At 69.0% G+C, this 19,307-nt stretch carries 21 protein-coding genes; 17 read left to right on the top strand and 4 right to left on the bottom strand.

The features are described from left to right. Window positions 1–117: 117 nt before the first annotated feature. Window positions 118–1,038, bottom strand: a complete 921-nt coding sequence (locus ACWEOI_RS20960; RefSeq protein WP_452360638.1) for a helix-turn-helix domain-containing protein — start codon at window positions 1,036–1,038, stop codon at window positions 118–120. 240 nt (window positions 1,039–1,278) lie between these two features. Between ACWEOI_RS20960 and ACWEOI_RS20955 the strand changes: the two genes are divergently transcribed. Both ACWEOI_RS20955 and ACWEOI_RS20950 read left to right on the top strand, forming a co-directional pair. Continuing rightward, entirely contained in the window at window positions 1,279–2,091 is an 813-nt protein-coding gene (locus ACWEOI_RS20955; protein ID WP_452360637.1) for a PIG-L family deacetylase, read from the top strand. Between the two features lie 190 nt (window positions 2,092–2,281). After that, complete coding sequence (locus tag ACWEOI_RS20950; protein ID WP_433672312.1) at window positions 2,282–2,773, top strand: hypothetical protein; 492 nt, start codon at window positions 2,282–2,284, stop codon at window positions 2,771–2,773. Here ACWEOI_RS20950 and ACWEOI_RS20945 read toward each other — a convergent pair. Beyond that, window positions 2,770–3,276 (bottom strand): hypothetical protein, encoded by a 507-nt coding sequence (locus tag ACWEOI_RS20945; RefSeq protein WP_452360636.1) that lies wholly within the window; start codon window positions 3,274–3,276, stop codon window positions 2,770–2,772. The genes ACWEOI_RS20950 and ACWEOI_RS20945 overlap by 4 nt on opposite strands. A gap of 222 nt (window positions 3,277–3,498) precedes the next feature. Here ACWEOI_RS20945 and ACWEOI_RS20940 point away from each other — a divergent pair, with 222 nt between their 5' ends. The 3 genes from ACWEOI_RS20940 to ACWEOI_RS20930 all read left to right on the top strand — a co-directional run bounded on the left by ACWEOI_RS20940 (window position 3,499) and on the right by ACWEOI_RS20930 (window position 7,106). After that, window positions 3,499–4,557, top strand: a complete 1,059-nt coding sequence (locus ACWEOI_RS20940; RefSeq protein ID WP_452360635.1) for an asparagine synthase-related protein — start codon at window positions 3,499–3,501, stop codon at window positions 4,555–4,557. Next, entirely contained in the window at window positions 4,554–5,321 is a 768-nt protein-coding gene (locus ACWEOI_RS20935; RefSeq protein ID WP_433672315.1) for a pyrimidine reductase family protein, read from the top strand. The genes ACWEOI_RS20940 and ACWEOI_RS20935 overlap by 4 nt, the downstream gene beginning before the upstream one ends. Before the next feature lie 453 nt (window positions 5,322–5,774). Then, on the top strand, window positions 5,775–7,106 hold the full coding sequence (locus ACWEOI_RS20930) for a glycosyltransferase 87 family protein (protein ID WP_452360634.1): 1,332 nt from the start codon (window positions 5,775–5,777) through the stop codon (window positions 7,104–7,106). On the opposite strand, the gene ACWEOI_RS20925 is transcribed toward ACWEOI_RS20930, so the two are convergent. Then, window positions 7,066–7,350 (bottom strand): YciI family protein, encoded by a 285-nt coding sequence (locus ACWEOI_RS20925; protein WP_404205266.1) that lies wholly within the window; start codon window positions 7,348–7,350, stop codon window positions 7,066–7,068. The genes ACWEOI_RS20930 and ACWEOI_RS20925 overlap by 41 nt on opposite strands. Before the next feature lie 41 nt (window positions 7,351–7,391). After that, window positions 7,392–7,934 (bottom strand): amino-acid N-acetyltransferase, encoded by a 543-nt coding sequence (locus tag ACWEOI_RS20920; RefSeq protein ID WP_452360633.1) that lies wholly within the window; start codon window positions 7,932–7,934, stop codon window positions 7,392–7,394. 174 nt (window positions 7,935–8,108) lie between these two features. On the opposite strand from ACWEOI_RS20920, the gene pgsA reads away from it, so the two are divergent. The 12 genes from pgsA to ACWEOI_RS20860 all read left to right on the top strand — a co-directional run bounded on the left by pgsA (window position 8,109) and on the right by ACWEOI_RS20860 (window position 19,281). Further along, window positions 8,109–8,771 (top strand): CDP-diacylglycerol--glycerol-3-phosphate 3-phosphatidyltransferase, encoded by a 663-nt coding sequence (gene pgsA, locus ACWEOI_RS20915; protein ID WP_433673296.1) that lies wholly within the window; start codon window positions 8,109–8,111, stop codon window positions 8,769–8,771. 52 nt (window positions 8,772–8,823) lie between these two features. Further along, on the top strand, window positions 8,824–9,318 hold the full coding sequence (locus tag ACWEOI_RS20910; RefSeq protein ID WP_433673297.1) for a CinA family protein: 495 nt from the start codon (window positions 8,824–8,826) through the stop codon (window positions 9,316–9,318). A gap of 81 nt (window positions 9,319–9,399) precedes the next feature. Continuing rightward, entirely contained in the window at window positions 9,400–9,765 is a 366-nt protein-coding gene (locus tag ACWEOI_RS20905) for a helix-turn-helix domain-containing protein (protein ID WP_213556733.1), read from the top strand. Between the two features lie 187 nt (window positions 9,766–9,952). Continuing rightward, complete coding sequence (pspA, locus tag ACWEOI_RS20900) at window positions 9,953–10,777, top strand: phage shock protein PspA (RefSeq protein WP_357096702.1); 825 nt, start codon at window positions 9,953–9,955, stop codon at window positions 10,775–10,777. A gap of 636 nt (window positions 10,778–11,413) precedes the next feature. After that, on the top strand, window positions 11,414–12,220 hold the full coding sequence (gene pspM, locus ACWEOI_RS20895) for a phage shock envelope stress response protein PspM (RefSeq protein WP_433672317.1): 807 nt from the start codon (window positions 11,414–11,416) through the stop codon (window positions 12,218–12,220). 374 nt (window positions 12,221–12,594) lie between these two features. Continuing rightward, the gene (locus ACWEOI_RS20890; protein WP_357096697.1) at window positions 12,595–12,771 is read left to right on the top strand and encodes a hypothetical protein; all 177 of its coding nucleotides are present in this window, start codon (window positions 12,595–12,597) and stop codon (window positions 12,769–12,771) included. A 72-nt stretch (window positions 12,772–12,843) separates the two neighbouring features. Further along, complete coding sequence (locus tag ACWEOI_RS20885; protein WP_452360632.1) at window positions 12,844–13,788, top strand: NADP-dependent oxidoreductase; 945 nt, start codon at window positions 12,844–12,846, stop codon at window positions 13,786–13,788. Window positions 13,789–13,909: 121 nt separating this feature from the next. Further along, a complete protein-coding gene (locus ACWEOI_RS20880) occupies window positions 13,910–15,064 on the top strand; it encodes a sugar ABC transporter substrate-binding protein (protein ID WP_452360631.1) in 1,155 nt (384 codons plus the stop codon). A gap of 9 nt (window positions 15,065–15,073) precedes the next feature. Beyond that, window positions 15,074–15,847 (top strand): ATP-binding cassette domain-containing protein, encoded by a 774-nt coding sequence (locus ACWEOI_RS20875; protein ID WP_433672320.1) that lies wholly within the window; start codon window positions 15,074–15,076, stop codon window positions 15,845–15,847. Between the two features lie 17 nt (window positions 15,848–15,864). After that, on the top strand, window positions 15,865–17,289 hold the full coding sequence (locus ACWEOI_RS20870; protein WP_452360630.1) for a sugar ABC transporter permease: 1,425 nt from the start codon (window positions 15,865–15,867) through the stop codon (window positions 17,287–17,289). Between the two features lie 25 nt (window positions 17,290–17,314). Further along, on the top strand, window positions 17,315–18,466 hold the full coding sequence (locus ACWEOI_RS20865) for an ROK family protein (protein WP_433672322.1): 1,152 nt from the start codon (window positions 17,315–17,317) through the stop codon (window positions 18,464–18,466). 101 nt (window positions 18,467–18,567) lie between these two features. Continuing rightward, entirely contained in the window at window positions 18,568–19,281 is a 714-nt protein-coding gene (locus ACWEOI_RS20860; protein WP_452360629.1) for a PIG-L deacetylase family protein, read from the top strand. Window positions 19,282–19,307 lie beyond the last annotated feature (26 nt).

Genomic DNA, 19,307 nt, shown 5'->3' with positions numbered 1-19,307 from the left:
GTGGTGTTTTCTTTTTTTTTTTGTTTTTGTTTTTTTTTGGGGGTGCTCCCCCCCCCCCCCCCCCCCCCACCACCACCCCCACGTGCGGCCGACCCCTCGACGGCCGCTGGAAAATGGTCATTGGGTTGCGATGCGGTGGATTTCATCGCGAATTGCCGCGAGGAATTCGCGGGCATCGTTGTCGAACAAGGCCATTCGAGCCAGCGCGTCCCAGCGGCGGCGATGGGCGTCGACGAGTTCGGGTCCGCGAGTGACCATGCTGCCCGGGATCGGCTCCGCGGAAGCGACCGCATGGTCCTCGTTCTCGTAGATGACGAAGCCGTGCGGAATCGTGGTGCTCGCCTCGATATCCTGCGGAATCACCCCGATCGTGACCGTATCGAGGGTTTCGATCGAGGTGATCCGGTCCAGCTGGGCCAGCAGTACCCGATGCGGTCCCGGCCGAAAACGCAGGGCCGCTTCGGTGATCAGGAATTCGAACCGCTTCGCGGGGTCGTACAACACCTGCTGCCGATCCAGGCGCGCGGCCAGCGCGGCCGCCGCCGCCTCGGGCGCGTAGGGCGGGTCGAAGGTGTCGAACACTCGGCGCGCGTAGTCCGCGGTCTGCAGCAGGCCCGGCACCAGCGCGGGCTGGAAGTTCCGCACCACCTGCGCGTCCCGCTCGAAGGCCTGCACGTCGTCCTGCAGATGCGGGCGGTTCGCGAGCGCGCCCGCCCACTCCTCCACCTCGGGCGTGTGCGCCGCCTCGGTGAGCGAACGCAGCGACTGCCGAGAATCCTCCTCCGCCCCAACCGCTTCGGCCCAGCCGAGCACCTGCGGTAGCGGCGGAACCACGGTCCCCGCCTCGATCCGCGACAACGTCGACTGGCTGATCCCGACCCGCTTCGCCAGCTCCCGCCCGGAGATCCCGGCCAGGTCCCGCAACCGACGTAGCTCCGCGCCCAATTGCTGGCGCGGATGCGACTGGCGCACAACCGAATTCGCGGCTGTCGCCGCGCCCTCGGTCGCGCCCCGTGTCGGCTGATTCTGTCGGTCCATGATGATTCAGATCGAATCATCTCGATTCGGACAGGTCAAGACTCATTCTGAATCATGACCGGAATCACATGCCGGCCAGTCTGATTCCATGGGCCGGCTCCGAGTCGAGATGCCCGGGCCGGACCGCTGTCGTGCCGGCGGCAGGATGAACGATTCCGTGCCGGTCGGAATCCGGGGACAGGCCGTGGTGTTCATTCGAGGATGAGCACGGAAGCGCCGTGCGGATACAGACGAGGACTCATGACCGAGCAGCTGACGATCATGGCCGTGCACGCCCATCCCGACGATGAGGTCATCGGGACGGGTGGGGTGCTCGCGCACTATGCCGCCGAGGGGATCCGGACGGTGCTGGTGACCTGCACCAATGGGGAGCAGGGGGATGCGCCCGGGGGAATCAAGCCGGGCGAGGCGGGGCACGATCCGGATGCTGTTCGGGTGCAGCGGCTTTCGGAGCTTCGAGAGTCGGTGGCGCTGCTGGGGATCGAGCATGTCGAGTTGTTGGGGTATCGGGACTCCGGGATGGTCGGGTGGGATGGGAACCAGCATCCGGAGGCGTTCTGGAATACGCCGGTCGATCAGGCGGCGGCGCGACTGGCGGACCTGATGCGGCAGTACCGGCCACAGGTGGTGGTGACGTACGACGAGAACGGGAATTACGGGCATCCCGATCACATTCAGGCCAATCGGATCACCGTGACGGCGGTAGCTTCGACCGGGATCCCGGACAAGCTGTACTACACCGCGATTCCGCGGGAGCCCTCGCTCGAGCGGTTCAAGGTCATGCGGGCGCAGGGGATGATCGATTTCGATCCGCCGGCGGACTTCGGCACGCCCATCGATGAGATCACTACGATCGTGGATGTCGCGCCGTATGTCTCACGGAAGATCAAAGCGCTCGAAGCACATGCCAGCCAGGCCGACAGCGTGCCGTTGCTGCGATTGCCCGCGGAGATGCAGCAGTCGTTCTTCGGGACCGAGAGTTTCGTGCGCCGTACCTCCAAGCTCACGGTGGAGGCCGGCCAGGAAACCGATCTCTTCGCGGGACTGCGCTGACTCGGCGGGTGGTGCGCCGCTGATCGAAAGTATCGAACTGGCCGGGCGGGCTTCCTCACCTCGCCATCCGCCCAGCTATCGTTGATTTATCACGAATGGGAGAATGCAGACGTGAGTGACGTGATAAAGACGATCAAAGATCAGCACGGGGCGCCGGCGGGTGTCGTGGCACCCGTCGGAGGATAGTTCGATGTCGGACCAGGAAGTGCCGGGGCGGGGATCCCTGCCGGGGCCCGGCGCGAACCGGTTCGATGCCGTGGAACGGCTGCGCGCGAAGCTGGAAGCCATGCGGGCAGGCGAGGCTGCCACGCCCGAAAAGGACGATTCGAATCTGACCCGCCTGCCGCGTCGCCCGCGGCGCACCACCGATCCGGCCCCCGGCCCGCCGTCCATGCCCTGGAATCCGGCGGGCGGCTCCGCCTACGATCCCGCGCCTACCCGGCCGGTGACGCGCGCGGAACTGCAGGGTGAGACGGGCTGGCTGCCGATCGATCCGGGCCGCGCCCAGCACCCCGCGCCCGCCCCCGAGGCGGGCCGTGGCGACGGCAGTGTCATCGACTTCAACGCGGCGCGCCGGCGCCGAGCCGGTGAGGATGCCCCGGCCACCGGCATGCGGCCCATCGCCAAACCACGCCGCATCGGATCCGGCGACGCGCCCGAAACCAAGGGCGATCGCGGCTAGAGCCGCTTGAATACCCAGCGGGCACGCGGCTCGTCGCTGACGTGACCGAGCAGCGCGATCGGCACCGCCGACGCGGTATCGCCGTAAAGGGTCAGACTGGGGTCGGACGCCAGGCTGACGCGATGATTGCCTGCGGTCTCGCTCACGTACCACAGGCCCGTGTCGGCGACCCCGCACACGGCCTGGCCCACGGAGTAGGTGACCGGATCGAGCTTGACCGGTTGCAGACACAACCGGGTCGAGGAATTGAGCAGCTGGTACAGCGGACCCGCGGGCTTGTAGGTGATCAGCACCGTCTCCCAGCGATTCACGTCCGCGCCGTCGTCGACGATCGCCTTCGCGCCGGTGGGGGCCGTCACCGCCGGGCGCAGCGTGTAGGCCGGTTGCGCCTCCAGGAAGATGCGATACCGGCCCGGGCGTAGTGGCTCGGCGGAGGCGGGGGTGGCCATGACTGCGGCGAGAATCAGGTGAATCACGATCACGAGAACGGCGCGGGCGGACATGACGCTGCTCATCCTTTCGGGGAGGTGCGCGGACGGATTCACGCTGCGCACGGGTGAATTCGAAACGCCGGCGGCCCGGACATGATCACGGGCCGCCACGCTTCCTATTCGAGGCCGAAACCCGTCCGGCGTGCCCGATTTGCCCCGTCACGGCTGGAATTTCCGAAAGGCCGGGTGTTGTAGGTTCGACTGCGTGATCCGCGGCGAAGGAGTATCGAACCCATGACGACTGCTCGCAACGAGCGGGTCCGCGCCGACCAGACCGGCGAGACCATGCAGTTCGTCGCCGACCTGCGCGATATCGCCGCACCCGATCCGGGATTGCGGCAGGTCGCCGACCCCGTGGTGGCGGCCGAACTGATCGGGCAGGAGTTGCGGGATCGGCTGCGGGCCGTGCTCGACGCCGCGACCGCCGATCCGGTGGTGCTGCTGTCGGGCGGAGTCGACTCGATCCTGGTCGCGGCCGCCGCCGTCGCGGCCGGTGCGCGCCCGCACGCGATCACCATTGTCTCCGAGGGCGGTACGGACCGGGAGAACGCGGAAGCCGCGGCGCGGGCGCTCGGCCTCACCCACGAGGTCGTCGAGATCGACGAGCCCGCCGTCGTCGACCTGGCCGCGCACGCGATCGACCGCCTCGGCGTGCCGGAGCTGTGGGAGGTCACCTACGCCGTCCCGCTGCTCGCCGCGCTGCCCGCCCTGGACCGCCTCGGCGCGGTCGGCCCGATCCTCACCGGCAGCGGCGCCGACGCGATCGTCGCGGGCGGCAAGCAACTGCGGCATCCGATCGGCTCGCCCGAGGCCGTCGAGGAACTCGACCGCACCATCCGCAAGGAATCGGCGAACAACTTCGTCCACGCGCGCCTGGTGCCGGACTTCTATCCGCGGATCATGGGGGAGTACGCCGACCGGTTCGTGCACGTCTTCCAGACCGTCCGCATGTGGGAGGTCGCCGAGACCTTCGCCCCGACAGCGCTTTTCGGTGAACACGACGGAGAACCGGCCGACAAGCTGTGCCTGCGCCTGGCCTGCGAGGCCCTGCTGCCCGACGCGGCGCGGGGACTCGCCTGGGCGAAGAAGTCGGCGATCCAGCGTTCGGCGGGCATCATGGGCGCACTGGCCACCGCCGCGCGACGGCGGGCCGCGGCCATGCCCGGCGCGACCGCCTACGGCGACCCGATGACCGAACCGTACGAATCGGTCGCCACCCGGCTGTTCCTGGCTCTGCTCGGCACGGATCGAGCAGGGCTCACCGTGGATCGAGAAGGAAAGGGCGTCCGATGACAACCAGCGGAACCTCGGCGGCAGGGATCCCCGACATCGTCGGCGCCACCGGCCTCACCGACGACGACCTCGCCGACCTCTACGCCTACCCGGACACCACCGAGCCGCAGGTCCGCGCGAACTTCGTGGCTTCCGTGGACGGCGCGATCAGCACCGACGGCTCCTCCAGCGGCCTGACCAGCCCCCTGGATCAGCGCATTCTGAAACTGCTGCGCAGCCTCGCCGATGTCGTCCTGGTCGGGGCCGCCACCATCCGGATCGAGGACTACCGGGGCATCCGGATCTCGGAATCCGGGCAGCAGCGCCGCAAAACGCTGGGCCTGGAACCGATTCCGCCGCTCGCGGTGGTCACCGGCCGCGCCGACATCGACCCGGGCTCGCGGCTGCTCACCGATACGATCGTCCCGCCGATCATCCTGACCACCGCCGCCGCGCCGGCCGCCGCCAAGCGCGATCTGGCCGCCGCGGGCGCACAGGTCGTCGAGCTGGGCCCGGATCGCGTCGAGACCCCCGCCATCATGGACACCCTCGTCGGCCTGGGCATGCGCCGCATCCTGTGCGAGGGCGGCCCGAGCCTGGCGGGCCAGCTGGCGGCCGACGACGTGCTCGACGAACTCTGCGTCACCACCGCACCCACCGTGGTCTGCGGCGATGCCCGCCGCATCACCCATACCGAGCGTCCGGCTCAGCTGCGGATGGACTGCCAGCACATCATCTTCGATACCGATGGATTCCAGTTCGCCCGCTGGGCGCGGAAGCAATAGCGGGAGCGCTTCGAATCCGGCGTGGCTCCGGTTCGGCTCCGGCGCAAGATGATTCGCTCGATCGGAATGTAATTGTCTTTGTCGTGCCGCGAAATAGGCAGTGGCCCACTATATTCGGGCTCAGGTGTACGCGCCTCGTGTGGAGTTGAGCCGACCGGCAACACCCACAACCGCGTGGGACCACTGGCCAGGGCGTGTGTCGCGGCTCACACGTCCGTTTCGGGGCGTGTCGCGGCCGGTACTGTCCTGTTTTGTCAAACATGCTGAGCGATCACCATGGGCGATTACCCCCGAGCGGGCCCCGAACCGACGCAGACCGGTCCGGGGCTCGGTCGGTCATGTGCATCCGGGGTGATGTGAAACCTGTTGTGTCGCAAGTGATTGCACCCGGTGTCCTGATTGTCGGGTTATTGTGGATTAATGGTTGCGGGGGCTAAAGAGTTTGTCGCCAGGGTGCGGAACCCGCGCGCCGAGCCCGAAGTGACCGACCGGATGCTGATCATCGGCTTGCTGCTCGCGGCGGCCGCGATCGTGTGGCACATATACGCACTGCCGATCGATGATCCCTACTACGGACTGTTCGACAATGGCGTCGATCTGGACGTCTATCAGGCCGGCGGTGCGGTGATCCGCGCGCGATCGGGCCTCTACGACGGTCCGGTGGTGTTCGGCATGGAGTTCACCTACACCCCGTTCGCGGCCCTGGCCTTCGTGCCGCTCACGCTGTTCTCCCTCGTCACGGTCAAAGCCCTCTGGTGGACGGCCACCCTCGCGGCTCTCATCGCCCTCGCCGGGCGCTGCCTGATCGCCGTGGGATACCGGAACAAGCTGCGCACGTGGATGTTCGCGCTCCCGCTCGCGGTGGTGTGCACGGTGCTGGAACCGGTGCGCACGACCATCTGGCTGGGCCAGATCAACATCTTCCTGGCATTGCTGGTCGTCTGGGACCTCACGAGACCGCGCGCGGCATCGCTGCGCGGCGCGGGCGTCGGGCTCGCGGCCGGGATCAAACTGACGCCGATCTTCTTCATGGTCTACCTCGCCTGCACCCGTCAATGGCGGGCCCTGGGCGTCGCGTCGGGGGCGTTCGCCGCGACCGTCGCGATCGGCTTCCTTCTACGGCCGCACGAGGCCTGGTCCTACTGGAGTCGCCAGATCGCCGCCCCCGAGCGTGTCGGCGCGGTCGATTCCCCGGCCAACCAGTCCCTGAACGGCTTTCTCGCGCAGCTGCTGCGCTTCTTCGGCATCGAGCGCTTCACGTCGAGCCCGTTCGGCGCGACGGTGTTCGAGCCCCCAGCCTGGCTCTGGGTGCTCGTGGTGCTGCCGGTCGCGGTCCTCGGCCTGCTCGCCGCCGTCCTGGCCCACCGCGCGAACCGTGAGCTACTTGCCGTCACGGTGACAGGTATGACCGCCGCCTGCGTCTCCCCGTTCTCCTGGGGACACCACTGGGTGTGGTTCATGCCGTTGGCGATTCTGACCTGGCATTACGCGCGCACCGCCACCGTCCGCTGGGCGATGCTGGCCCCCGCGGCCGTCGTCCTCATCGGATTCAGCTGGTGGTGGACCTTTTCCGACCGTCCGCCCATGGAGGGCTCCCCGCACCCGATCGGCATCGGCCTGTTCATGCTGCCCCGCGCAGACCGGTCGGTGTGGTGGGCGTACCTCACCGTGCCGACCTACGCGGGCTGCTATCCGCTGCTGATGATCGCGACCAGTGCCGTGATCATCTGGCGCAGTGCGTGGTTCAGGGAACGAACGCGCCCATGGTCGGCAACCATTCGGTGATCCGCTTGTCCTCGAGCAGGCCCTCCCGATTGAACGGGTCGTCCTCGAACAGCTTGGTGACCGCGGCCAGATCCTCGGCCGAGACCAGGATGAGCGCCCCGGACCCGTCCGCGTAGGGCCCGCTGGTGAGCACGGTGCCCTCGTCGACGAGTGCGTTCAGCCAGGCCCGGTGCTCGGGCCGGTGGATGTCGCGGGCCGGGACGGTGGCCTCGGAGTAGACGTAGTGGACGGCGAAGACGGCCATGGGCACGCTCCTGATCGAAGTCGGTGACGGATACGGAAGAGTCAGAGCGTCAACAGCATTCGGGTATTCCCGAGCGTGTTCGGCTTGACGTAGGACAGGTCCAGGAATTCGGCGACACCGGTGTCGTAGGACCGGCACATCTCGGCGTACACCTCCGCCGTCACCGGCGTGCCCTCGATCTCCGCGAACCCGTGCCGGGCGAAGAACTCCACCTCGAAGGTGAGCACGAACAGCCGCCGCAATTCCAGCTCCCGCGCGACCGCGATGAGCTGCTCCACGATCAGCCGCCCCGCGCCGGTGCCCTTGATGTCGGGGAGCACCGCGACCGTGCGCACCTCGCCGAGGTCGGCCCACAGCACGTGCAGCGCCCCGCAGCCGAGGATCACCCCGTCGCGTTCGGCGACCCAGAACTCCTGCACCGCCTCGTAGAGAGTGACCAGGTTCTTCTCGAGCAGGATGCGGCCGGCGTAGATGTCGATGAGGTGTTTGATCTCGGGCACGTCAGAGGTTCGCGCTCGGCGGACGACCGGCGCTCCCGCCGCCTGCCCGCCGATCGAACCGCTGTCTGGTGCCCGTGTTGTCATGGGGTGCACAGTAGTCGGCCCGCGTACCGATAGGCTTGTCGGTGTGTCGCACATCCAGCTCTCCCGCATCCCGGCCTGGTCCGGAAACCGTGGCCGGTCCCGCGGCCGGTGGGGGCGCTGGTGACGGTGCAGCGTGACGAGATCGAGGGGCGCTGGGCCGACCCCCGTCCCGCGGTGAGTCCGGGCTTCGCGCCCGCCGCTCGTCCGCAGACCGACCGGCCGGACGCCCTGGCCGCGCACCGGGCGGAGACGCTGGTCGAGCCGAAGCCGGTGCCGCTGCTGAACATCGCCAATGTGCTCACGATCCTGCGCATTCTCATCGTGCCGCTGTTCCTGATGGCGTTGTTCGCCCGCGGCGGACACGACCCGCAGTGGCGCTGGGTCGCGGCGGCCGCGTTCGGCGTCGCCGCCATCACCGATCGCATCGACGGGCAACTGGCCCGCAAATACGGTCTGGTCACCGACTTCGGCAAGCTGGCCGATCCGATCGCGGACAAGGCGCTGATCGGGGCCGCGCTGATCGGGCTGTCCATGCTGCACGATCTGCCCTGGTGGATCACGCTGGTGATCGTGGCCCGCGAACTGGGCGTCACCCTGCTGCGGCTGGCCGTGGTCCGGCGCGGGGTGATTCCCGCGGGCCGCGGCGGCAAGCTCAAGACGCTGGTCCAGTCGGTCGCCATCGGCGTGCTGCTGCTGCCGCTGTCGGGCTCCTTCGCCACGGCCGGAATGGACCTGATGTACCTGGCCGTGCTGCTGACGGTGGTCACCGGTCTCGATTACGTCGTGCAAGCGGCCCGGCTGTGGTTCGGGTCGCCGGGCGGCAGTCGTGCCGCGTGAGGTCCGGCCGGACATCGACGGCCTGCTGTCGCGCGTAGCGACCGCCGGTCCCATCCCGCCCGACCCGCTGGTCACCTCCGCGCCCGCCGCCGATCTGGTGGCCGCCCTGATCGCGGCCGAGCAGACCGTGGCCACCGCGGAATCGCTGACCGCCGGACTGCTCAGCGCGACCATCGCGGGAATTCCGGGCGCGAGCGCGGTGTTACGGGGTGGGCTGATCGTCTACGCCACCGACCTCAAAGCGTCGCTCGCCGGCGTGAGTGCCGACACGCTGACCTCGGATGGTCCGGTGTCCGCGAGCACCGCCGAGCAGCTCGCCGTCGGCGCACGTGAGCGGTGCGGAGCGGACTGGGGAATCGGACTCACCGGAGTCGCTGGACCCGAACCACAGGACGGCCGACCGGTTGGCACGGTATTTGTTGGTATAGCGGGTCCGGAGTCCACCGAGGTGCTTCGGTTGAAGTTGCCGGGAGACCGGTGGACGATCAGGGTGGGCGCGGTACGCGCCGCGGTCACCGAGCTCGTCCGCTTGGTTCGGGGCGAGTGACGACACCGGGAACGCGCGGCCGACGCCGGACGTTGTCCAGTCAAACGCTGGGTCCGGCGAGACGAGTGTGAGGAGAACGAGATGACGCTGCTGCGAGAAGCCATCGGGGAAAGCCTGCGGCGCGCTCGGGTCGCCCAGAGCCGGACGTTGCGTGAGGTCTCGACCTCCGCGCGAGTGAGCCTGGGGTACCTGTCCGAGGTCGAACGGGGTCGCAAGGAGGCGTCGAGCGAGCTGCTCGCCGCCATCTGCCAGGCCCTGGACGTCCCGCTGGCGCAGGTGCTGTTCGATGTGAGCTCCACCATGGCCGACGCCGACAAGGCCGCCGCGAAGGTGCCCGTCCGGGGTGGCGATGGTGACGTGGCGATGGCCGCGGACGGAACTTTCGGCCCCCGCATCGTGATTCCGGCCCCCAAGTCGGATCGTCTGGTGCTGGTCGCCGCCAAGTGATCGCTGTACTGAGGGGCCGAAAGGGATAAATTCTCTGTAGGCTTCGTCCCGGAGAGGTCGTGCTGTTGCCGAAATCTCTGGAACGACCGTTGCACAGTGGAGATATGGGACAACAGGGGTGCGCGACGGTCGCGCACTACTGTCGCGCTACGGGGCGCGGCACGTCATATGGAGGCGGGATCAATCGATGGCTAATCCGTTCGTGAAGGCCTGGAAGTACCTGATGGCCCTCTTCGACTCGAAGATCGAAGAGCATGCGGATCCGAAGGTTCAGATCCAGCAGGCCATCGAGGAAGCCCAGCGCCAGCATCAGGCCCTGTCGCAGCAGGCCGCGTCGGTGATCGGCAACCAGCGCCAGCTGGAGATGAAGCTCAATCGTCAGCTGGACGAGGTCGAGAAGCTCAATGCCAATGCGCGCCAGGCGGTTATGCTCGCCGACCAGGCCACCGGCGCGGGCGACACCGAGAAGGCGATCCAGTACACCAATGCCGCAGAGGCTTTCGCCGCGCAGCTGGTGACGGCCGAGCAGTCGGTCGAAGACCTGAAGGTGCTGCACGACCAGTCGCTGCAGGCCGCCGCCCAGGCCAAGAAGGCCGTCGAGCAGAACGCCATGCTGCTGCAGCAGAAGGTCGCCGAGCGCACCAAGCTGCTGTCCCAGCTGGAGCAGGCCAAGATGCAGGAGCAGGTCTCGGCCTCGCTGCAGCAGATGGACTCCACCCTGTCGGCCCCCGGCACCACCCCGAGCCTGGACGCGGTGCGCGAGAAGATCGAGCGCCGCTACGCCAACGCCCTGGGTTCGGCCGAGCTGGCCCAGAACTCGGTCCAGGGCCGCATGATGGAGGTCCAGCAGGCCTCGATCCAGATGGCCGGCCACAGCCGCCTCGAGCAGATCCGCGCCTCCATGCGCGGCGACGCCCTGCCGTCGGGCGGCGCCCAGCAGCAGATCCCGCAGGGCCAGCCCGCCCAGCCGGCGGCGCAGCCGTTCAACAAGGGCCAGGCCGCCCAGCAGTAACTGCTGCGCGGAAAGTAGTACACGATGGGGAGATCGCGGGCCGACCAGAGTCCCGCGACCTCCCCTGCCCGTTTTCTCCGTCGACCCCGGACGAAAACCCCCGATCCCATCCCGGGCTTCCCCTCTCCGTTCGGTGCGCCCGCAAACTCCCAGCCACCCGCGCAACCCGAAACCTCCGGGCCCGGAACGGCTTCTGCACCCTCTCCAACCGGTTTCCAGGCGCCGGAACCAAACCCCGTCGGTCAGGCCGCTGCCTCAGCAGGCGCGCCCTTCGATGACCACTCCACTGCCCGAGCCGCCACCGCGCCTGCGCAATCCGATCCCATGCAGTCGACGACAGCCCCGCCCCACGCGCCCCGGTCGGCGCCTCACGCCGTGCCGCAGGTCCCGCCGACGGCCGCATCGACAGGGTGGCGCAGCCGCAAGCGTCCGATCGGACGCGACGTGCAGCCTGCCCCCTCGAACTCGGAACCGCGGCCATCGGGCGCGGTACCGGCCGGAGCCACTGGACAATTCGGCGCGCCAATCGATGCCGCTGCCCCGCGCAACCAGTCGGCCGGTCCCGAGGTTCGAGCGTCCGGTCGGCGTGCGAAGAAGCGGGCACGGCGGGAGCGGGCCACCGAAGCGGTGCGGGAGGTGTTGGCGCCCACCGGGTTCGAGCCCGAGGAGTTGGCGCAGCGGCTGCCGGACACCTTGCGGGGTGTGGGGGAGCAGGCGTTGGTGGCCGTGCGGAAGTGGGCCGATCCGCGGGAGCGGGAGCTGCGGAAGCGGCGACGGGCTCGGCGGCGGAGTTTCCGGCTCGGGACAGCCTCCGGGTTGACGACGGCCGGAACCGTTGGGCTGGTGTTGATCTCGGCGCCCGCGTGGGCGGTGGTCGTGGTCGGCGGCGGCGCGGTCGCGCTGGTGACCGGGACCGCGGTGACGGCGCGGCGGTATCTGGACATGCGGCGGGAGCCCTTGCCGCAGGCGGCGTTCGTGCCGCGGAAGTTGCCGCCGATCCGGTCGGCGGCGCGGGCTTCGATCGCGCGGTTGGTGCGGGCGGAGCGGGCATTGCACGGGTTGCACGCGCAGATCGCGCGGTCCGGGCGACTACCGGCGGATGATCTCGACGACACGCTCGAGACCGCCGCGTCGGGTGCGGCCGCTCTGCACGCTCTCGCGCAGGATGTGGTCGCCATGGAGCAGGCCGCCGGTGCGCTGGGGTCGAATTCGCCTCTGGGTGAGCATGTTCGGGCCGTGTCGGTCCGTCTCGACGGTGGCGTGGTCGAATTCGAGGGCATGGTCGAGGCGGCCGCCCGGGTGCTGGCCGTGCCCGAAAGCGCCGCGGTGGCCGATGATCTCGGCTGGGCCATGGTCGGGCTGCGCGATGCCGCCGATCGGCTCGACGGGTGGGCTCAGGCGCTCACCGAACTGGCCGACCAGCGTTTCCGAACGCGTCCCTGAGAACTGCCCGCGTCCGAGACGAGAACTCCGTGTGGTCTGGGGCTCTCTCGTCAATGCCCGCACTGCCGCCCGCATCGATGTCGCGGCGGCGCGTCCCATTCCCGCATCTGTGGACCCCGGGGTCGCGCTTCGGGCGCGCGTGCGCGCGATTGCCGGGGGCAGCGACGCCCGCGGCGGCCTCGGCCGGCAGCACCGCAGGTAGGGCGGGGTCCGGCACGCCGGATCGACCGCTCCTGGACAGTCGCACGACCTCGGGGTGAACCCTGATTCTGTCCCGGATATCGCGGCTGACCTGGTGATTTTCTGGCCCGGCCGACGCAGTATGGATGGTGTCGGATCGCGCGGACGGCGGTTCGGAAACTAGGAGGCAAGGAATGTTCTGGAAGATTCTCGGCGTCGTCGTCCTCGTCTGGATCGCTTTCATGATTCTCGGCGCGCTGATCAAGAGCCTGTTCCCCATCCTGATGGTGAGCGCGGTCATCTTCGGCCTGTACCTGCTGTACAAGGCGGTGTCGGGGTCGAAGGACAAGTCGCCGCTGAGCAAGTTCTGACCGTACGGCCCACGACGGACCGTCTACCCGGGGAGACCCGGGCGGGCGGTCCGTTCTCCGTATGATCGCCGTATGGCTACTGCTGTCGTTGCCACCGCTTACGGTGGACCGGAAGTCTTGTCGCTCATCGACGTCGATGTGCCCGACCCGGGGCCTGGCGACGTCACCATCGCGGTGCGTGCCGCCGGGGTGAATCCCTTCGACTACAAGCTCTACAGCGGTGCGTTCGGCACCGATCCGAGCAAGCTGCCGATCCGGCTGGGGCTCGAGGTGGCCGGCGTGGTCACCGCCATCGGCCCCGACGCGGTGGGCCCGGCCGGGCCGATCGAGGTCGGTGACGAGGTCATCGCGACGGTGGGCGGCGGATACGCCACCGCGGTCACCGCGAACGCCTCCCGCGTCGTGCCCAAGCCCGCCGACGTGGACTGGAAGCAGGCCGCGGGCGTGCTCAGTGTCGGCGGCACCGCGGTGCATCTACTCGCCGCCACCGCCGTCGGCCCCGGTGACACCGTGCTCGTGCACGGCGCGGCGGGCAGCGTCGGCGCTCTGGCCGCCCAGCTGGCGGTCGCGCGCGGCGCCCGGGTGATCGGCACCGCCTCGCCGAGTCGTCACGAGCGGCTGCGGGCGTACGGCGTCGAACCCGTCGCCTACGGTCCCGGTCTGGCCGATCGGGTGAAGGCCTTGGCCCCCAAAGGAATCGACGCCGCCATCGACACGGCCGGCACCGACGAGGCGGTGGACGTCTCTCTCGAACTGGTCGCCGACCGCGGCCGGATCGCGAGCATCGTGGCCTTCGGCCGCGCGGCCACCGACGGTTTCAAGGTGCTCGGCCAGGGCCCCGGCGCCGATCCGGGCACCGAGATCCGCGGCAATGCCTGGCGTGAACTGCTGCCGCTGCTGTCGGCGGGCAAGCTGGATCTGGCCATCGCGAAGACGTTCCCGCTGGCGGAAGTGGCTGCGGCGCATACCTTCGTGATGGACGGCCACGCCGGTGGAAAGGTCATTCTACTGCCCTGATCGGCCTCGCCAGTTTTGGCGAATCGTCCCCTCCGTGACCGCGCACGGCATATGTTGTTGCCCACAACATATGCCGTGTGTGCGGTCGCAACCCAGTGACCGCTGCTGAAAGGTCACCCTGATGAGGACGAAAAGCGCGCTCCCGCCGAAGAAGTCCGGACGTCGACGGGGTTACGCCGCCGCCGCGCTGGCTCTGTCCGGCTTGCTCACCCTCACCGCCTGCGGATCCAATTCCAGTACCGACACCGCCACGTCCAACGCTCCCGCCGGTGGCGGGGGAAACGGGACGGTCGGTGTCATCCTCCCCGAGACGGCCACTTCGGCCCGCTGGGAATCCTTCGACAAGCCCCTGCTGCGAAATGCCTTGAACCAGGCCGGATTCGACGCCGACGTCCAGAACGCGCAGGGCGACGTCCAGAAGTTCACCACCCTCGCCGACGGCATGATCTCCAAAGGCGTCAAGGTCCTGGTGATCGCCGCCATCAACAGTGAGGTCGGCAGCGCCGTCGCGGCCAAGGCCAAGAAGGCGGGCATCCCGACCATCGACTACGACCGCCTCAACCTCGGCGGATCCTCCGACTACTACGTGTCCTTCGACAATGTGAAGGTCGGTGAGCTGCAGGGCCAGGGCTTGGCGACCGCACTCAGGGACAAGCCGGGCGCGCAGGTCGTGGAGATCGAGGGCGCGCCGACCGACAACAACGCCACTCTCTTCCACCAGGGCCAGCAGAAGGCGTTGCAGCCGCTCTACGATTCGGGCGCGCTGAAACTGGTGCGCAGCCAGCCCATCGACGACTGGAACAACCAGAAGGGCGGCACCACCTTCGAGCAGATCCTCACCGGCAATGGCGGCAAGGTCGACGGCGTGGTCGCCGCCAACGACGGCCTGGCGGGGGCGGTGATCACGGTGCTGAAGAAGAACGGCCTCAATGGCAAGGTGCCGGTGACCGGTCAAGACGCCACCGTCGACGGGCTCAAGGCGGTGCTGCGCGGGGACCAGTACATGACCGTGTTCAAGCCCATCAAGGAGGAGGCGGAGAACGCGGCCAAACTCGCCGTCGCCCTGGCCAAGGGTGACAAGGCGGCCGCGGACGCGCTGGCACAGGCCGTGAGCCAGGACCCGAAGGGCAAGCGGGACGTGAAATCCGTACTGCTGCAACCGCAACCGATCACCAAGACCGAGGTCAAGCAGGTGGTGGACTCCGGCTTCGTGAAGGCCGGTGACGTCTGCTCCGGTGACGTCAAGTCCGCCTGCTCCGCGCTCGGCATCGCCTGAGGATTCGGCATGAATGAGCCGCTGCTCCGGATCACCGGCCTGAACAAGAGTTTCGGACCGGTGCACGTGCTGCACGACGTGGACCTCACCGTGCCGGCGGGCGAGGTCACCGCACTCGTCGGTGACAATGGCGCGGGCAAATCCACGCTGGTGAAATGTGTCGCCGGAATCCACGCCGCCGATTCGGGCGAGGTGCGATTCCGGGGCGAACCCGTTCACCTGCGTGGCGCCAAGGACGCGGCGGCGCTCGGCATCGAGGTCGTCTACCAGGACCTGGCCCTGGCCGACAATCTCGACATCGTGGCCAATATGTTCCTCGGCCGGGAGCGCGGCAAGCCGTGGCTGCTGGACGAGGCGAGCATGGAGGAGGCGGCGCGGCGCACCCTGGCCTCGTTGGGGGTGCGCACCGTGAAATCGGTGCGCACCCCGGTCGCGGCACTTTCCGGCGGGCAACGCCAGACCGTGGCGATCGCCAAAGCCGTGCTGTGGAACAGCAATCTGGTGCTGCTCGACGAACCCACCGCGGCGCTCGGCGTCGCGCAGACACGGCAGGTGCTGGATCTGGTGCGGCGGCTGGCCGAACAAGGTCTCGGGGTGATGTTGATCAGCCACAACCTGGCCGACGTCTTCGAGGTCGCGGATCGGATCGCAGTGCTGTACCTGGGGCGGATGGCCGCGCAGGTGCGGACCGCCGACGTCACCACCGGGCAGGTGGTGGAGTTGATCACCGCCGGGCGCTCGGGGGATCTCGGGTTGGCGCGTCCGGAAGCGGTGGCGATGTGAGCGAGGAATCCACCGCTATGACCAATGTTCCCGAAGCGACGGCCGAATCCGGGACCGCCGTCACCGACTTCGGAATCGACACCACGACACTGTCGGTGCGAGAAGCTTTGAGCGACTATATGGCTCGGCTGCGCGGCGGCGAGATCGGTTCGCTGCCCGCGATTCTCGGCCTCGTGGCGTTGATCGTGTTCTTCTCGGCCCTCTCGGATGTGTTCTTCTCGCTCAACAACATCGCCAACCTGCTGGCGCAGGGCGCGGGGCAGACCATCATCGCCATCGGGATCGTGTTCGTGCTGCTGATCGGCGAGATCGATCTGTCGGCGGGCACGGCCTCCGGGGTGGCGGGCGCGGTGCTGGCCATGCACTACGTGGAGAACGGGAACCTGTTGACCGGCATGGGGTCGACGGTGTTCTTCGTGTTCAACGCCATGCTGGCGCTGGCCGCGATCCTGGCGGGGCTGCTGCGGATCTGGCCGGGGGTGGCGTTCTCGCTGCTCGGGATTCTGCTGACGGTCCTGGGCCTGTCCGCGAATCCGTGGGTGGAGATGCTGCTCGCGGTATGCGTGGGCGCGGCCATCGGGTCCATCACCGGGTTCCTGATCGCCAAGATCGGGATGCCGTCGTTCGTGGTGACGCTGGCGCTGTTCCTGGCGTGGCAGGGCGTGATCCTGCAGCTCATCGGGGAGGGTGGGGTGCTGGGGATCAGTTCCTCGCACGTGCTCGACGCGGTGGCCAACGGGAATCTGTCGACGGTGGGCAGCTGGGCGCTGTGCGTGGTGGCGGCGGGCGGGTACGCCGTGGTCACGCTCGGCGGGCACGTGCTGCGCCGGCGGCGGGGGCTGGTGACGCGGCCGACGGCGCTGGTGGTGGTGAAGGTTTCGGCGCTGGTGATCTTCGCGGTCGTCGTGACGGCGCTGCTCACCGTCAACCGGTCGCCGAGCTCGCTGATCGTCATTTCCGGTGTGCCGTACGTGGTTCCGATCGTGCTGGTGCTGCTGGTCGCCGGAACCTACGTGCTGACGCGGACCACCTACGGCCGTCACATCTACGCGGTCGGCGGCAATGTCGAGGCGGCGCGGCGCGCGGGCATCAATGTCACCCAGTTGCGGGCCAGCGTCTTCGTGATCAGTTCCGCGTGCGCGGCGGTCGGGGCGATCGTCTACTCCTCGAAGGTCGGTTCGGTGGATCCGCAAGCGGGCGGGCTCAATACGCTGCTGTTCGCGGTCGGCGCGGCCGTGATCGGCGGGACGTCGCTGTTCGGGGGGCGCGGGCGGGTCGCCGACGCGGTGATCGGCGGCGCGGTGCTGGCGGTGGTGTCGAACGGGCTGGGCCTGCTGCGGCAACCGGCGGCGGTGGTGTCCATCGTGACCGGGCTGGTGCTGCTGCTGGCCGCCTCCGTCGACGCGCTGTCGAGACGCCGCGTGGCGATGTCCGGTCGGTGAGCCGCGCGATGGTATATCCGAGTTCATGACCGTCGCCCGTCCGGACGAGGTGCGCCGGTTCAACCGGTCGACCCTCCTGCGGCTGCTACACACCGGAGGCCCCGCCACCCGCGCGACCCTCGCGGCCGAACTCGGGCTCAACCGATCCACCATCAAGATGCTCGTGGACGGGCTCGCCGAGGACGGCGTGGTGGAGGAGAAGGTGCCGCGGCTGGCCCGTGGGGCCGGACGGCCGTCGCTGCTGGTGCTGCCGCAACCCGAGGCGGCGGTGGTGCTGGCGGTGGACGTGCAGGTCGAGCACGTGGGGATCGCGCTGGTCGGGTTCGGCGGGCAGATCATGGGCCGCAACAGCTGGAATCTGCGTGGGAGGCAACGGGAACCGGACGAGGTGATCACCCACGTCGCGGAGTCCTCGGCGATCCTGGCCGAGGATCTGGGGCTGCGGCCGGTCGCGGCCGGGGTGTGCGTGCCCGGGGTGGTGCGGCGCGCCGACGGGCTGGTGCACCATGCCGCGAATCTGCGCTGGGGCGAGGTGGCGCTCGGGCAGCGGCTGCGGGCGGTGCTGGATGTGCCGGTCACGGTCGGCAACGACGCCGAATTCGGCGCTCTCGCAGAGCATGTCAGGGGTGCGGGGCGCACCGCCGCCGACGCGGTGTTCGTGTCCGCCGATGTCGGGGTGGGCGGCGGGCTCATCGCCCAGGGCGCGCTGCTGCGCGGGCAGGCCGGGTACATGGGCGAGATCGGGCACATGACGGTGCGACCCGGCGGGCGAAAGTGCTACTGCGGCAACGAGGGCTGCTGGGAGGGTGAGGTGGGGGAGGCGGCGCTGTGCCGGGCCCTCGGCATGCCCGAGCACGGTCCGCGCGGCGCGATCGTGGCCGAACTGCGTGCGCTGGGCGGGAATTGGGAATCCCAGCTCGACGAGTACCTGGACTGGCTGACGCTCGGGCTGGTCAATGTCGTGAACATTCTCGGACCCGAACTGGTGGTGCTGGGCGACCTGTTCACCGCGCTGCCCGACGGAGCGATCGCGCGGGTCCGCGAGGAGGTGCACCGGCGCAGCATGGTGAGCCGGGCATTCGGCGGGGTGCGGATCGAGAAGTCTTGTCTGGGACCGGATCTCAAACTGCTGGGAGCGGCCGAGGCGGCGTTCGAGGGCGTGCTCAGCATGCTGTGATCCGCCGCTGCCGGCTCGGCGCGGGCGACGCGATACGGGTCCGGGGTGCGAAGTTCGTGCCCTGGTGGCGCGGGCCGGTGCGGCCGGAGTTGAATACAGGCATGGAGCAGCTTCCCGAGGACTGGCAGCGGGGGATCGTCATCGTGGCGCATCCCGACGACATCGAGTACGGGGCCGCCGCCGCGGTCGCACGATGGACCGGGCAGGGTAAGGACATTCGCTACGTGCTGGTCAGCAGTGGTGAGGCCGGTATCGCGGGGCTGTCGCCCGCCGAGGCGGGGCCGCTGCGCGAGGACGAGGAGCGGGCCTCGGCCAAGATCGTCGGCGTCAGCTCGGTCGAATTCCTCGGCTACCCGGACGGCCGCATCGAGGAATCCCTCGCCCTGCGGCGCGACCTGGCCGCCGCCATCCGCCGCCACCGCCCCGAAATGGTGCTCCTGTTCAACTACGGCGACACCTGGGCGCGCGGCTACGTCAACTCCGCCGACCACCGCGCCGTCGGCCGCGCCGCCCTCGACGCCGTCTCCGACGCGGGCAACGAGTGGATCCACCCCGACATCGCTGACCTGCCCGCCTGGTCCCCGCGCTGGGCCGCCGTCTACGGCGTCGGCGACGGTAGCCACGGCCTCGACGTCACCGACACCGTCGAGGCCGCCGTCGAATCCCTCACCGCCCACCGCCGCTACCTAGAGGTCCTCAGCCCCGAACCCGTCGAAGCCCAGGCCCGCGCCGTCATCGAGATGACCACCGGCCCCAAGGAGGGCTTCCCCGCCGCCCGAGCCCTCAGCTTCGAGCTGTACCGCTTCGCGGGCTGAGCTGGGATGCCGCCGTCCGCCCGGCG

This window comes from Nocardia sp. NPDC004340 (assembly GCF_053602575.1).
The sequence above is the reverse complement of the archived record's forward strand: the minus strand, read 5'-3'. Positions and strand labels throughout refer to the sequence as shown.

Bases quoted from the DNA above. Each gene is read 5' to 3' on its own strand.
- ACWEOI_RS20940 (WP_452360635.1), top strand. From the start codon at position 3,499: ATGACGACTGCTCGCAACGAGCGGGTCCGCGCCGACCAGACCGGCGAG.
- ACWEOI_RS20875 (WP_433672320.1), top strand. From the start codon at position 15,074: ATGAATGAGCCGCTGCTCCGGATCACCGGCCTGAACAAGAGTTTCGGA.
- ACWEOI_RS20880 (WP_452360631.1), top strand. From the start codon at position 13,910: ATGAGGACGAAAAGCGCGCTCCCGCCGAAGAAGTCCGGACGTCGACGG.
- ACWEOI_RS20870 (WP_452360630.1), top strand. From the start codon at position 15,865: ATGACCAATGTTCCCGAAGCGACGGCCGAATCCGGGACCGCCGTCACC.
- ACWEOI_RS20860 (WP_452360629.1), top strand. From the start codon at position 18,568: ATGGAGCAGCTTCCCGAGGACTGGCAGCGGGGGATCGTCATCGTGGCG.
- ACWEOI_RS20935 (WP_433672315.1), top strand. From the start codon at position 4,554: ATGACAACCAGCGGAACCTCGGCGGCAGGGATCCCCGACATCGTCGGC.
- ACWEOI_RS20890 (WP_357096697.1), top strand. From the start codon at position 12,595: ATGTTCTGGAAGATTCTCGGCGTCGTCGTCCTCGTCTGGATCGCTTTC.
- ACWEOI_RS20885 (WP_452360632.1), top strand. From the start codon at position 12,844: ATGGCTACTGCTGTCGTTGCCACCGCTTACGGTGGACCGGAAGTCTTG.
- ACWEOI_RS20960 (WP_452360638.1), bottom strand. From the start codon at position 1,038: ATGGACCGACAGAATCAGCCGACACGGGGCGCGACCGAGGGCGCGGCG.
- ACWEOI_RS20920 (WP_452360633.1), bottom strand. From the start codon at position 7,934: ATGACAACACGGGCACCAGACAGCGGTTCGATCGGCGGGCAGGCGGCG.
- pspA (WP_357096702.1), top strand. From the start codon at position 9,953: ATGGCTAATCCGTTCGTGAAGGCCTGGAAGTACCTGATGGCCCTCTTC.
- ACWEOI_RS20950 (WP_433672312.1), top strand. From the start codon at position 2,282: ATGTCGGACCAGGAAGTGCCGGGGCGGGGATCCCTGCCGGGGCCCGGC.
- ACWEOI_RS20945 (WP_452360636.1), bottom strand. From the start codon at position 3,276: ATGTCCGCCCGCGCCGTTCTCGTGATCGTGATTCACCTGATTCTCGCC.
- ACWEOI_RS20865 (WP_433672322.1), top strand. From the start codon at position 17,315: ATGACCGTCGCCCGTCCGGACGAGGTGCGCCGGTTCAACCGGTCGACC.
- ACWEOI_RS20955 (WP_452360637.1), top strand. From the start codon at position 1,279: ATGACCGAGCAGCTGACGATCATGGCCGTGCACGCCCATCCCGACGAT.
- ACWEOI_RS20905 (WP_213556733.1), top strand. From the start codon at position 9,400: ATGACGCTGCTGCGAGAAGCCATCGGGGAAAGCCTGCGGCGCGCTCGG.
- ACWEOI_RS20925 (WP_404205266.1), bottom strand. From the start codon at position 7,350: ATGGCCGTCTTCGCCGTCCACTACGTCTACTCCGAGGCCACCGTCCCG.